Source organism: Pseudoalteromonas sp. MB41 (assembly GCF_020966275.1).
Taxonomy (GTDB): domain Bacteria; phylum Pseudomonadota; class Gammaproteobacteria; order Enterobacterales; family Alteromonadaceae; genus Pseudoalteromonas; species Pseudoalteromonas lipolytica.
Genome location: NZ_JAJJZF010000022.1, coordinates 18,150 through 32,131, shown reverse-complemented (window position 1 = coordinate 32,131; position 13,982 = coordinate 18,150). Strand labels below are relative to the sequence as shown.

The following is a 13,982-nucleotide window of genomic DNA, read 5'->3' as shown; positions in this document are numbered from 1 at the left end:
TAAAAATGAGTTTACCGTGTTTTAGCAATCGGATAAATGTCACAGAGTTAATAAATACTAGAAATTAAAATTGCGATTAAAAGTTGCTCTAAAAGCCGTTTATAAAATAGATAAAAACAATGCCAGCACAGGGGGCTACTCACTTTTGAGTAAGTCAAAGGGGTTGAATTAGTAATTAATTACTTTCTTAAACTATAGATTAATCATTTGAAATATTTAGTTTTTATCTCTAATCTGTAGAATTAACGAACAATCGCTATCATATTAATTTCCTATTTTCTATTGACTAAAATAGATACAAGGTTAATATTCACGAAGTTTCAGTAATTACTGAAACTTTGAAAGCTATTTTTTTTGTCGTGTCTACCGCACCCTTTAATAAGGAGCTAAACAATGATAGATGAAACATTTGTGGATCTATCGCGATTGCAATTTGCAATTACTGCCCTCTTTCACTTTCTATTTGTACCACTCACTATAGGTATGACGTGGATTTTGGTGATCATGGAATCCGTTTATGTGATGACAGGTCGTGAAATTTACCGTGATATGACTAAATTTTGGGGTAAGTTGTTTGGTATAAACTTTGCGATTGGTGTGGCTACTGGTCTCACTATGGAGTTTGAGTTTGGTACTAACTGGTCTTATTACTCTCACTATGTGGGTGATATTTTTGGCGCTCCTCTGGCTATTGAAGGGTTGATGGCGTTCTTTTTAGAATCGACCTTTGTCGGCATGTTTTTCCTTGGTTGGGAGCGACTCACAAAACGCCAACACCTTGCAGCGACCTTTTTAATGGCTTTAGGCACCAACCTTTCGGCATTATGGATTTTGATTGCCAATGGTTGGATGCAGAACCCTGTGGGCGCAGAGTTTAACTATCAAACCATGCGCATGGAAATGACCAGCTTTGCGGAGCTAGTATTCAACCCCGTCGCACAGGTTAAATTTATTCATACGGTGTCTGCCGGTTATGTCGCGGCTTCAATGTTCGTACTCGGCATCAGTAGTTGGTACATACTCAAAGGTCGTGATTTGGCCTTTGCGAAACGTTCATTCTCTGTTGCATCAGGTTTTGGCCTTGCCTCTATTTTATGCGTTATTTTACTAGGAGATGAGTCTGGTTATGAAGTAGGCGAAGTGCAAAAAGTTAAACTGGCTACAATCGAGGCTGAATGGCACACAGAAGAAGCGCCCGCAGCATTTACACTGGTAGGTATTCCTGACTCTGAACAGCAAGTCACCCATGCTGCGGTTAAAATACCTTATGCGCTGGGCATTATTGCGACACGTTCGATTGATGAACAAGTCACGGGTATCAAAGATTTAGAAAAACAACACGAAACACGTATTCGTAACGGTATGCAAGCATACGAGTATCTCGAAAAATTGCGTGGTGGTGATGACTCCGCCGAGAACATTGCCAAGTTCGATACACTGAAAGCTGACCTCGGTTATGGTCTGTTGCTTAAACGCTACACTCCTAATGTGGTTGATGCCACAGAAGCGCAAATTCAGAAAGCGGTGAAAGACTCATTTCCGAAAGTGGGGCCCATGTTTTGGTCATTTAGGATAATGGTTGGCTGCGGTGTGATTATGTTAGGGGTCTTTGTACTGGCCTTTTACTATAACGCCAAACGCGTTATAGAGCATAAGCGTTGGTTACTCTGGGCCGCCGTGTGGAGTATTCCATTACCTTGGATTGCTATTGAGTTCGGTTGGATTGTTGCTGAATATGGACGTCAACCATGGGCTATTTCAGAAATATTACCCACATTTTTAGCAACCTCCTCGTTAACGGTAAATGATTTGCTGATCAGCATTACGGGCTTTATTGTATTTTACACCGGTCTAGCAACCGTTGAAGGTTGGTTGATGCTGCGCTTTGTTAAACAAGGGCCTAGCTCTTTGCACACAGGTAAATATCATCACGAACTCATTAAAGAAGACTCGCTAGCAGGCCAAGGAGTACAGTCATGATCTTTGATTACGAAACACTAAAATTAATCTGGTGGGTATTAATCGGTGTGCTCCTGATTGGCTTTGCTGTTACCGATGGCATGGATATGGGGGTAGCTATTTTGCTCCGCCTTGTTGGCAAAACAGATGTCGAGCGCCGAACCGTTATAAATACCATCGGGGCTCACTGGGATGGTAACCAAGTGTGGTTTATTACCGCTGGGGGTGCATTATTCGCTGCATGGCCTATGGTGTATGCTGCTGCATTCTCAGGCTTTTATTTTGCAATGATGTTGGTCTTATTTGCGCTGTTTTTCAGACCACTTGGGTTTGATTATCGCTCAAAAATTGAGTCAGCTCGTTGGCGAAATAACTGGGATTGGGGCTTGTTTGCAGGCAGTTTTATTCCTGCACTCGTATTTGGGGTTGCTTTTGGTAACTTGCTACAAGGTGTGCCTTATCATATTGACGATTTATTACGTGTAAGCTATCAGGGCTCATTCTTTGCTTTACTTAATCCATTTGCCATTGTTGCTGGCTTAATAAGTGTGCTTATGTTGGTTGGTCATGCGGGTATGTGGCTGCAACTTCGTACCGATGCAGACGTAGCCAAACGCTCAGCACAATATGGCCGATATGCACTTATGGCGTTTATTGTATTGTTTGCCTTAGCAGGTGTTTGGATATCGCAAATTGACGGTTATACAATCGTCAGCATGGGCGACACTCAAGGCTATGCGAACCCACTGGCTAAAAAAGTAACGCAGGCACCAGGTGCATGGCTTGATAACTATACAAAAATGCCACTAACGATGCTTTTCCCAGCGCTAACATTTGTGATGGCGGCACTGGCTATTGTGTTATCTAAATTACAAAAGCCTGCGTTAGCACTTGTTTCATCAAGCATCATGTTGGCTGGAGTTATTTTAACAGCAGGCATGTCAATGTTCCCGTTTATTATGCCATCAAGCAACAACCCTAATATTAGTCTTACTATGTGGGATGCGGTTTCGAGCCATATGACCCTCAATGTTATGTTTGTTGTTGCCATTATTTTTGTTCCTTTAATTTTAACTTACACGACCTGGTGTTATGTGAAGATGTGGCGAAAAGTCACTATCGCTGAAATCGAAAACAACACTCACGGTAGCTATTAAGGAGATTAAATTATGTGGTATTTTGCCTGGATATTAGGTGTTCTATTAGCCTGTACACTTGGGGTAATTAACGTGATGTGGTACGAATTTCATCAACATAAAGATTCTATCGCTGATGATGAGCTAGAGCTGTACGCGAGACTCAAAAACAACGATGACAACTAAACCCCGACCAAATCGCGCGCAGCAGCAAACGCTGCGCGCTTTTTTAAAGCAGTATAGTCAGTCCGCTTCTGGGCTGCTTAAATTAAGCATTAGTCTGGGCACTTTCAATGCCCTGTTAATGATTGCCTCTTGTTACCTTCTTGCAAACGCGGTTCATCAAGTCATGTTTGAACAAGCAAACTTGCAAGCTGTAAGCCCTTTATTATGGCCTCTTGCTGGGCTAATTTTAGTTCGTGCTTTGTTGGTTGCGCTAAGTGAACGCGTGAGTAACCTTGCCGCGTTAAAAATAAAAAACGTGATGCGAAATACATTGCTAGAAAAGCTCAGCAAACTTGGGCCAGCCTACAGTGAACAAAAAGGTCACGGCGCTACACTTAATACTTTACACAATGGTGTTGAAGCACTGCATCAATATTACGCCAACTATATTCCAAGTGTGGCTTACAGTGCACTTATTCCATTTGCGATATTAGTGGTGATTTTTCCAACCGATTACAAAGCGGGCCTCATTTTCCTATTAACAGCCCCGCTTATCCCATTTTTTATGATTTTAGTGGGCCATAAGGCTGAACAGTTAAACCAAGAGCGTTGGCAACAGCTAGCGGTACTAGGAAATTACTTTTTTGACAGATTACAAGGACTGACTCAACTCAAGCTCTTTAATGCAACCAAGCGTGAGCTAAATAGCATAAGTCAGATTTCTGATGATTACCGTGGTGCGACCATGGGGGTGTTAAAAGTCGCCTTTTTATCATCTTTCGCCCTTGAGTTTTTAGCCACCATTAGTGTTGCCCTTGTTGCCGTTATTATTGGCTTTAGGCTGTTTTTTGGCACGCTCGACTTTGCCACCGGTTTTGTGGTGTTATTACTGGCTCCTGAGTTTTATTTACCGCTTAGGCAAATGGGCACCCACTACCATGCAAAGCTTGAAGGTATCAGCGCTGCTGCTGATATGGTCGAGATTATTAATCACAGTGAAGCAGGTGAACACACGGGTACATCCCCTCTCCCATTACCACTTGAAGACATAAAACTAACCGCTCTCAGCTATCACTACCCCGAAACAAACGAAGGGGTGACAGATATCAATTTAACATTACCTAACACGGGTTTAATTGCATTTGTTGGCGAAAGTGGCTCAGGGAAAAGTACTTTATTTGACTGCCTGTTAGGTTTTCATCATCACGCTAACCGCGCCATTAACATCAACGGACAACCCTTAAGTGACACGGCTTTAAGTGATTGGCATGCACAGCTTGCATGGATCCCTCAACACGCCACTTTATTTTACCGAAGTGTTGCCGACAACCTGCGTCTAGCCAAACCTGATGCATGCCAAGATGAGCTCATTGAAGCCGCCAGTAAAGCGGGCGCACTTGAATTTATTAACGCTTTACCACATGGCTTTGATACCTTACTGGGTGAGCAAGGTGAAGGCCTCTCCGGTGGGCAAAAACAGCGCATAGCGCTTGCCCGTGCATTTTTAAAAGATGCCCCAGTTCTACTACTCGATGAACCTACAGCACATTTAGACAGCCAAACAGAACAGCTTATCAACCAAGCAATCTGTGAATATGCGAAAAATCATTTAGTCTTGGTCATTGCTCACAGACTTAATACGGTAAAGCACGCTGATACCCTTTACGTAATGCAGCAAGGCAGCATTGTAGAATCGGGCCGTTATAAACAACTGGTCAACGACGCGGGGCTATTTGCAAAACTGGTAAGTCGAGGTGAAGCCCATGCATAATTTTGTACGCTTACTTAAACTATGCAAACCGCATGCTGGCATGCTGTTACTGGGGGCTTTTTTAGCAAGCTTAACCGTGCTGGCTAATGTGGGTTTACTGGCTATTTCAGGCTGGTTTTTGGCCGCGATGGCTGCCGCTGGCATTGCCGGTGTGCAGATGAACTATTTTACTCCAGCAGGCGTGATCCGCTTTTTAGCGATTGTGCGAACCGCATCGCGTTATGGCGAGCGAATGATTACACATAACGCGACATTTTTATTATTGAGCGAGATTCGCGTAAAAATGTTCGCAACACTGAGTCGGCTCAATAATGTCGATTTAGCAATGAGCCGCAGTGCCGATTTAGTCAATCGATTACAAAACGATGTCGACGCGCTCGATAAGTTTTACTTAAATGTGCTGCTACCAATCATCGTTGCGCTTTTTACTATCCCAATTGTGCTGGCGTTTATGGCAGCGTATAACGCCGACGTTGCATTGCTATGCTTTATTTCATTAATGGTTATAGGGGTGCTACTCCCGGCTTTACTAAGCCGTAAACTTCATAAAGAAGCGCATGTCGAAACACAACTTAGTGCAGAATTAAGAGCTGAACTTGCCGATACATTAAAAGGGGCAAGAGAGCTTGCTGTATATCAAGCACAAAACGCTCAACTCACGCATTGTGATTCTTTAAGCCAACAATACAATGCTCAGCTTTATAGCCGCCATAAAGCGGTTGCAAACAGCAATGGTTTAAGCACCTTAGTTATTCAACTGACTATGCTGACAAGTGTGTTTATGATTATTCCATTGGTTTCTCTGGGCACCATGAAAAACGTTGAACTGGCTATGCTGGCATTATTTGTTCTAGCAAGCTTTGAAACTGTACTCACCCTGCCTACAGCGTTTATAGAATTACCTCTGACCTTAAGCGCCGCAGAGCGCCTGTTCGTACTTGAAGACAATCACAGCAAAGCCAATACACAGCAAAATGAAATAGACAATCAATCAGCGCTCGGTCTTACGTTAAGTAATGTCAGTTATCAATACGCTGGAAGCACACATAAGGCACTTAATAACATCAACGTGTCTGTCTGTGCTGCAAGCAAGGTTGCGCTGGTTGGTGCCAGTGGCAGTGGTAAAACCACGCTTGTTAATTTACTCACCGGTCTTTGGCCACTGCAATCAGGCTCTTTAAAGCTGACCACAGACGAGCACAGTTTTGAGCTTGAGAGCATGACACCTTCAGCACGCTTTAAACAACTGACAATTGTTGCGCAGCAGCATCATATTTTTGATGGCACTCTGCGTGAAAACCTACTCTATGCAGCGCCTGATGCAACAGATGAAATGCTTATTCAAGCCTGCGAACAAGCAGAACTCAGCTCTTGGCTTAACAATTTAAAGGCTGGGCTCAATACCCGTTTAGGCATAGCAGGTAGAAAGCTGTCGCACGGTCAATCACGCCGTATTGCAATTGCTCAAGCCATATTAAGGCACGGTAATTTAGTCATTCTTGACGAACCGACAGAAAGCTTAGATAACCACACTAAATACCATTTGCTTAATACACTTGAGACAGTTTGGGCAGATAAAACGATGCTCACTATTACCCATGACCCAGCCATGCTTAGCCGGGTTGATAAGGTCATTTGGTTAGAGCAAGGGAAAATAAGAGCAGTGGCCACTCATGCAGAGTTGCTTGCAAACGAAGCTGATTATGTTGAGCTGATCACGCGCTTTTAATCGAGCTGCTCAACGGTAACGTCAATCACACCGTGCTTTAAGGAAGCAATTTCTGAAAACGCCTGCTTAGATAAATCAATAATGCGACCGCGAATAAATGGGCCGCGGTCGTTAATGGTAACAATCACACTTTTGTTGTTGGCAAGGTTCGTCACTTTGACCCGTTTGCCAAACCTAAGTGTTTTATGAGCAGCACTCAAGGCTTGTTGATTAAAAGCCTCCCCGCTTGCTGTCGTTCGACCATGGTACTTGTCAGCGTAATAACTCGCTTTACCTTTTTCTATCGCGCCCTTTGGTACGGAAGGTGCGCTACTACAGCCACTCATTAGCAAGGTCGCTAACACTAAAATAAAGAGTTTGTTCATATTGATTGTCCTTTTTAATCAATAAATTTAGCAAATCCTTGCTTAGTAAAACCTGAACTACAGATACAAAAAAGCCACCTGTCGGTGGCTTTTCGTCTATCGCTATTGATTAGCGAATGATTCCGCGCTCAGAACTTTTCACAAAGTCGATCATAAGCTGAACGGCTGGGTATTTTGCTGCATCTTCGCTGAGTTCAGCGATTGCCTCTTCTACACCTAGGCTCTTACGGTAAAGTGTTTTATACGCACGGCGTGTTGCCATTATTTCATCACTATCAAAGCCACGACGTTTCATGCCTTCTGTATTGATAGCAACGGGTCCTGCTGGGGTACCAATCGTTGTAACAAACGGAGGAACATCTTTGTTAACGCCTGAATACATGCCAACAAATGCATGTGCACCCACTTTACAAAATTGATGAATACCCGAGTTACCAGCAAGGATAACCCAATCACCAATGTGTACATGGCCTGCAACAGATGCATTATTAGCAAAAATAACGTTATCGCCAATAACGGCATCATGCGCAACATGGGTGTACGCCATAAACAAGTTATTGCTACCAATTTTAGTAACGCCTTGGTCTTGGATAGTACCACGGTGGATTGTTGCACATTCACGAATTACGTTGTTATCACCGATAATTAACGTAGTTGGCTCATTAGCATATTTTTTGTCTTGGCAAGCTTCACCAACCGATGCAAATTGAAAAATATGGTTACCAGAACCTATTGTCGATGGGCCTTTAACAACCACATGAGACTCAATGATACAGTTATCACCAATTTCTACATCATTACCAATGTAGCTGTATGGGCCAACTGAAACATTATTTCCAAGCTTCGCACCTGGTTCGATTATCGCCGTAGGATGGATCACTGTTAAAACTCTCTTCTCGCACACATGATTTCGGCAGTACACACTACTTTGCCGTCAACTTTTGCTTCTGCTGCAAATTTCCATATATTGCGGCGCTCTTTTACAAACTCTACATGCAAATGCATCGTATCGCCAGGTAAAACGGGTTGCTTGAATCGCGCATTATCAATCGCAGCAAATAAATAAAGTTCATTTTCGCTACGGTTTTCAACTGTTTTAAAACCAAGTAAACCAGTCGCTTGAGCCATTGCTTCTAAAATCAACACACCTGGGAAGATTGGTTGATTAGGAAAATGTCCCGTAAAAATAGGTTCATTCACTGTTACATTTTTAATAGCATGTAACGACTCGCCTGGCGTGTAATCTAGTACACGGTCAACAAGCAACATCGGATAACGATGCGGAAGTAAACTCAAGATATCTTGGATATCAAGACTATTTAATTCATTTGCCAAAATAGCTTCCTTATTTGTCTTCAATATTGAGTGACTTTGTCAGTGACTCAAGTGCTTTAATGCGGTCTTTCATATCACCTAAATTACGGATATGGGCGATACTGCGTCGCCATTCTTTATTGGTTAGATGCGGTAAACCAGATGAGTAGATCCCAGGTTCAGTAATTGCCTTTGTCACCATACTCATGCCCGTGATTATAGCACCATCGCATACGCTAATGTGACCATTAATTGCGACCATGCCACCAATCTGACAATTCTTACCAATCACGGTACTGCCAGCAAAAACAGTGCAACCAGCAACGGCTGTACCTGAACCGATCTCGACATTATGCGCTATTTGACATTGATTATCGATAATTACATTACTATGGATGAGTGTGTCGTCAAGTGCACCACGGTCAATGGTGGTCGATGCCCCAACTTCTACTTTATCACCTATAATAACGCGACCCAGCTGCGGAATTTTCACCCACTCGCCACGCTCATTTGCATAGCCAAACCCGTCACTGCCGACCACGGTATTCGCCTGAAATAAGCAGTCACTGCCAATTTCAACGTCGTGGTAAATAGTGACATTAGCCCAAAGTTTAGTGCCTTGACCTATTTTTGCATTTTCGCCAATGAAACAACCTGGGCCAATTTGCACATCATTTGCAATCACGGCACCGGCTTCAATCACGACGTTAGCAGCAATCGCGACATTATCACCAATTGAGGCTGAATCGTGAATGACTGCACTCGGATGAACACCCGTCGTAGCAGCGCGTGGCGTCGTGTCCATTAATTGAGCTAGCTTGGCGTAGCACACGTACGGGTTAGCAACAATAATCTTGTTACCCGCAAAATACTCAGCGTCGGCAGGTGATAAGATCACCGCACTGGCTTGTGTATCATCTAATTGCGAGCGATATTTCTTGTTCGCTAAAAATGCAATATGCCCAGTACGGGCATTTGCAAGTGTTGATATTTTTTTAATCTCTGTAGCGCCATCACCCTGAAGTTCGGCGCCCAGAAGATCCGCAATCTGCGAAAGCGTGTAGTTTTGCATATATGGTTTCTATTGCTTACTTACTTTTTCAACTACTTTATCTGATAAATCAGATACTGTTTTAGAGTTAACGTAAATTGTGGTTTCTTTCACTTTTACTTCGTCAAACTTGCCAGCTTTAGCAACTTCTTCAATTGCATCTAAGATTAGCTTTTGTACTTTCGCTAATTCTTGGTTTTGACGCATTTTGATTTCTTGCTCTAAAGGACGGCCTTTTTCTGCAAGTTGTTGTTGCATACCTTGAATCTTAGTACGTAATTCTTCTTTTTGCTTGTCGCTCATTGTCGTTGCTTCACGCTTGAACTTTTCAGCTTCAAAACGGATATCACCTTGCAGCTTTTCAAGCTCCTGACGACGCTCTGAGAATTCAGCTTCAAGTGTTTGTTCAACTTTCGCCATTTGAGGGATTTGTTTATAGATTTCTTGCATGTCTACAATCCCTACCTTGTGCGCAAAAGCATTAGTAGATAGGCCCATAGACAATGTAGCAAGAAGTGCAAACGCTGTTGATTTAAATGATTTTTTCACAAAAAACTCCTTTAGAATGTATTACTAATATTAAAGCTGATGGTCTTCGTATCGTCATCTTCTTCTTTTTGCAATGGATACGCAAAACTGATCAGCATTGGACCCATTGGAGAGATCCATTGTAGTGATAGACCGGTTGACACCCTAAAGCGCATAGGATCTGAATAATCCTCTAGTTTAGCGCGTTGATCAGGTAACAAGTTTTGATAACGGTCAATGTTAAACTCTGTATCCCATACGTTCGCAGCATCCACGAAGAAGCTTGTACGTACAGAGCTGGTGTTTTCTTCATCTAAGAAAGGCGTAGGAACAATAAGCTCCATACCTGCAACCGCTTTGGCATTACCACCAATACGGCCTTGTGGTATTAATACATCAAATTCTGATGCGCCACCAATACTGCCTGTTGTTGTGCCATCTGGCAGTGGTGTGCCCGGAATGCTTTGTGGCTGACGAGACACCGCGCGCGGTAGAATTGTATTACGGTCAAAACCACGCAGTTCCATCTCGGTGATACGGAAGAACTCTTGGAAAGGCAGCGTTTGGTCATAGCCATTTGTCGTGCCATAACCATTACCATAAGCAAGGGCTGCACGCGTTGAGAATACCCAACGATGGTCATTACTGATTGGCCAGTAAAAACGTGAATCATAATTTAACTTAAAGTAGGTTAAATCTGAATTCGGCGTTGTACCAGTTAAGTTAAGTGACTGACGCGAACCCGCTGTTGGGAATAAACCACGGTTTACAGTAACACGCGACCACCCTGCACTCAGCTCAAACTTGGTAAAGTCGAAACCAGCATCTGGATTCTCTGGGTCTAAGAAGGTTTCACGCATTACACGTGTTTGCTCATATTCTGCAATATCAGACAGTTCTTCTTGAATCCAACGGAAACCAAAGTTAATACGGTTCACCGCATCAATTGGGAAACCAATATTGGTACCAATACCATAACTCTTCGATTTATAGTCGATAAGACTAAATTTGCTCGCATCATAGTTGCTATAGAAGATACTGCTTCCTTGCGATACACCATCTGGCGTAAAGTAAGGGTCGGTATACGACAAGCTGATACGCTCAGAACCACGTGAGGTATTAATGTTAAAGCCAATTTGGTTACCGGTGCCTAAGAAGTTTGATTCACTCACACCAATATTAAATTGCAGACCCAAGTATGAACCATACGCAAGGCCCGCATTAAAGCTACCAGCAGATTGTTCTTTAACCGTAAAGTCTACATCAACTTGGTCGTCAACACCGGGAACTGGCACCACATTAAAATCAACACTTTCCATGTATGGAAGACGTTGAATTTGTAATTTTGAACGCTCAAGATTTTGATTTGAAAGCCATGCACCTTCAAGCTGTGTCATCTCACGACGAACAACTTCATCCGCAGTATTTTGGTTACCACCAACAATGATTCGGCGAACATACACACGCTTACCTGGATTAACAGACAGTGTCAGTTGCACTTCTTTCTTTTCATCATCAATCTCAGGAATGGTGCGCACTTCTGCGTTCGCATAACCAAAACGTGCTAAGTAGCTTTTGATAAATTCTTCAGATGACGTAACCACTGAACCATTATAAAGCTCACCAGTTTTTAGCGGTATAACACTCTTAATTAGCTCTTCTCGACCTAATAAATCACCGATGAAGTCAAAACCCTTTACGGTGTATTTTACACCTTCGCTAATATTAGCTGTTACATAAACAGAATCGCGCTCAGGGCTAACCGATACCTGTGTTGAATCGATATTAAAACGCAGGTAACCACGGTCTAAGTAGTAACTACGAATTTTCTCTAAATCGCCTTCGATAGTTTGCTTTTGATAACGGTCACTCGACATAAACTTCCACCACGGCAAGTCTTGTTGTGACTCAGCAAGTTTTAGCAATTCTTCGTCAGAGAATAATTCGTTACCCACGAGGTTTATTTGACGAATTGACGCGGCGTCACCTTCATCAAACTTAAATAATAATTTTACACGGTTACGTGGCAGCTTTGTGATGCTAACTTCCACTTTTGCATTGTATTTACCAATACTGTGGAAAAACTCAACTAAGCCTTTTTCAATGTTATCAAGTACCGTTTTATCAAGCGGCTCACCAGTACGAATATCTTGCTGGTCTAGCGACTCGTTTAACTGCTCATCTTTGATGTCTTTGTTACCATCAAACTCAATGAGGCTAATCGTAGGGCGCTCAGTTACTCGAAAAATGACGTTATTACCGTCACGTAACGCTTTAATATTGTCAAAGTGACCAGAGCGATAGAGAGCCTTTATGGTTCTTGAAATTGTGTACTCATCAATATTATCGCCCACGTTGATCGGAATATGGGTTAGCGCTGCACCTAGAGCAACACGTTGTAAACCTTCAACTTTTAAATCTTCTACAATAAAGGAGTTTTGGCCTAGGGCTGCAAAGCTTGCACCTAATAAACTTGAAACTGCCAAATGTTTTTTTATAGCCATTTTGTTATCTTTATCCTTTACAACTGTATTACCGCTCAACACCTTATAAATTAAACTTTTGCGGTGTTTTACAATCGTGTTCAAATTGGAATTTTTCACTTATTTGTTATAAACGCGATACATCATTGAACAAAGCGAAACATGTTAAAAATATGAGTAGCAAGGCACCCACTTTAAAACCAAATTCTTGCGTCTTTTCAGAGACCGGCTTTTTGCGAAAAAGTTCAATTATGTAATACATTAAGTGCCCACCATCAAGCACTGGCAACGGTAATAAGTTAAATACGCCAAGGTTTACACTGATCAAAGCTAAAAAGCTTAAAAATGCAACCAAGCCATAGCTTACGCTAGTTCCCGCTCCAACTGCAATGCCTACAGGGCCACTTAAATTTTTAACCGAGACTTGACCTGTAATTAAATTACCAATCATGTCAAAACTTAGGGTGATTAAACGCCATGTTTCTTGTATGCCCAGCACAATACTATCGACAGGGCCATAATGTCTAGTTTCAATATAATTTTCTGGCCATGCTTCAACTACAGGAGCCACACCCAAAAAGCCCTGCGCTACACCATCTGCATTGGTTCTGCTCTGAGGTGTCACAGTCAACTTTCTTATACTATCTTGCCTTTGTACACTAAATTGTAAGGATTTGTTAGGTGATTGCTGAATAACTGAAACTAACTGGGTCCAACTGCTGATATTTTCGCCATTCACAGCCACAATTGTGTCATTAACCTGTAAACCAGCCAGCTCAGCGGCTGAGTCTTTAGTGATTTGCGCAACGGTTAATGTTGCTTCAGGTCTAAAGGGCACAATACCGATTGAGGTCAATGGTGGGACATCTTGCTGATCAAGTTTCCAACCATCTAGATTTAAAGTGCGGACATGTTTTTGGTAATTCTGATCACGTAATGTGACGACCACACTTTGCTCACCTAAACGGCTCATTAATGAGAATGTGGCATCTTGCCAAGTGCTGATATCATCTTCACCAATTTTGATAATTTGCTGATTAGGTTCGATCTTAGCCGCTGCAGCACGACTGCCCTCGGTTACAGACCCCACCACAGGCTTTAATGATTGCACACCGACCATGTACATTACAGCAAGTGCAAAAATAGCGAACAAAAAATTGGCCATAGGACCTGCTGCTACAATCGCAATTCGCGCTTTCACTGACTTAGCATTAAATGATAAATGACGCTCTTCAGCAGGTACTTCATCGACACGCTCATCCAGCATTTTAACGTAGCCACCAAGGGGAATAGCAGCAATAACATATTCTGTTTTGTGTTTGTCGTACCACTTAATCAGTGGTTTACCGAAACCTATTGAGAAACGTAGCACTTTTACACCCGCTTTACGGGCTACCCAAAAATGCCCATACTCATGGACAGTCACTAAAATACCCAGTGCCAAGATAAACGAACCAAGGTTCCAGAAAAAATCAAACATG

At 42.5% G+C, this 13,982-nt stretch carries 12 protein-coding genes; 5 read left to right on the top strand and 7 right to left on the bottom strand.

Annotated features, from left to right (window positions below):
- Positions 1 to 393 precede the first annotated feature (393 nt).
- From LPA49_RS17345 to cydC, 5 genes are read left to right on the top strand one after another with little or no spacing between them, the layout of a single operon-like run.
- A complete protein-coding gene (locus tag LPA49_RS17345; RefSeq protein WP_036969704.1) occupies positions 394 to 1,980 on the top strand; it encodes a cytochrome ubiquinol oxidase subunit I in 1,587 nt (528 codons plus the stop codon).
- Entirely contained in the window at positions 1,977 to 3,116 is a 1,140-nt protein-coding gene (gene cydB, locus LPA49_RS17340) for a cytochrome d ubiquinol oxidase subunit II (RefSeq protein ID WP_206770737.1), read from the top strand. The genes LPA49_RS17345 and cydB overlap by 4 nt, the downstream gene beginning before the upstream one ends.
- Before the next feature lie 12 nt (positions 3,117 to 3,128).
- Positions 3,129 to 3,281, top strand: a complete 153-nt coding sequence (gene cydX, locus LPA49_RS17335; protein WP_036969707.1) for a cytochrome bd-I oxidase subunit CydX — start codon at positions 3,129 to 3,131, stop codon at positions 3,279 to 3,281.
- Positions 3,271 to 5,031 (top strand): thiol reductant ABC exporter subunit CydD, encoded by a 1,761-nt coding sequence (cydD, locus tag LPA49_RS17330; protein ID WP_230237335.1) that lies wholly within the window; start codon positions 3,271 to 3,273, stop codon positions 5,029 to 5,031. Before cydX ends, cydD begins: the two co-directional genes overlap by 11 nt.
- The gene (gene cydC / locus LPA49_RS17325) at positions 5,024 to 6,760 is read left to right on the top strand and encodes a thiol reductant ABC exporter subunit CydC (RefSeq protein WP_199524587.1); all 1,737 of its coding nucleotides are present in this window, start codon (positions 5,024 to 5,026) and stop codon (positions 6,758 to 6,760) included. The genes cydD and cydC overlap by 8 nt, the downstream gene beginning before the upstream one ends.
- On the opposite strand, the gene LPA49_RS17320 is transcribed toward cydC, so the two are convergent.
- The 7 genes from LPA49_RS17320 to rseP all read right to left on the bottom strand — a co-directional run bounded on the left by LPA49_RS17320 (position 6,757) and on the right by rseP (position 13,981).
- Positions 6,757 to 7,131 (bottom strand): septal ring lytic transglycosylase RlpA family protein, encoded by a 375-nt coding sequence (locus LPA49_RS17320; protein WP_143474501.1) that lies wholly within the window; start codon positions 7,129 to 7,131, stop codon positions 6,757 to 6,759. The genes cydC and LPA49_RS17320 overlap by 4 nt on opposite strands.
- A 103-nt stretch (positions 7,132 to 7,234) precedes the next feature.
- Complete coding sequence (gene lpxA / locus LPA49_RS17315) at positions 7,235 to 8,005, bottom strand: acyl-ACP--UDP-N-acetylglucosamine O-acyltransferase (protein WP_199524569.1); 771 nt, start codon at positions 8,003 to 8,005, stop codon at positions 7,235 to 7,237.
- 2 nt (positions 8,006 to 8,007) lie between these two features.
- Positions 8,008 to 8,460, bottom strand: coding sequence for a 3-hydroxyacyl-ACP dehydratase FabZ (gene fabZ / locus LPA49_RS17310; protein WP_036969715.1), 453 nt, complete (start codon positions 8,458 to 8,460; stop codon positions 8,008 to 8,010).
- Between the two features lie 10 nt (positions 8,461 to 8,470).
- Positions 8,471 to 9,511, bottom strand: coding sequence for a UDP-3-O-(3-hydroxymyristoyl)glucosamine N-acyltransferase (lpxD, locus tag LPA49_RS17305; protein ID WP_230237333.1), 1,041 nt, complete (start codon positions 9,509 to 9,511; stop codon positions 8,471 to 8,473).
- Between the two features lie 9 nt (positions 9,512 to 9,520).
- A complete protein-coding gene (locus LPA49_RS17300; RefSeq protein ID WP_036969722.1) occupies positions 9,521 to 10,039 on the bottom strand; it encodes an OmpH family outer membrane protein in 519 nt (172 codons plus the stop codon).
- Positions 10,040 to 10,050: 11 nt separating this feature from the next.
- Positions 10,051 to 12,522 (bottom strand): outer membrane protein assembly factor BamA, encoded by a 2,472-nt coding sequence (gene bamA / locus LPA49_RS17295; RefSeq protein ID WP_065979794.1) that lies wholly within the window; start codon positions 12,520 to 12,522, stop codon positions 10,051 to 10,053.
- Between the two features lie 106 nt (positions 12,523 to 12,628).
- On the bottom strand, positions 12,629 to 13,981 hold the full coding sequence (rseP, locus tag LPA49_RS17290) for a sigma E protease regulator RseP (protein WP_036969731.1): 1,353 nt from the start codon (positions 13,979 to 13,981) through the stop codon (positions 12,629 to 12,631).
- Position 13,982 lies beyond the last annotated feature (1 nt).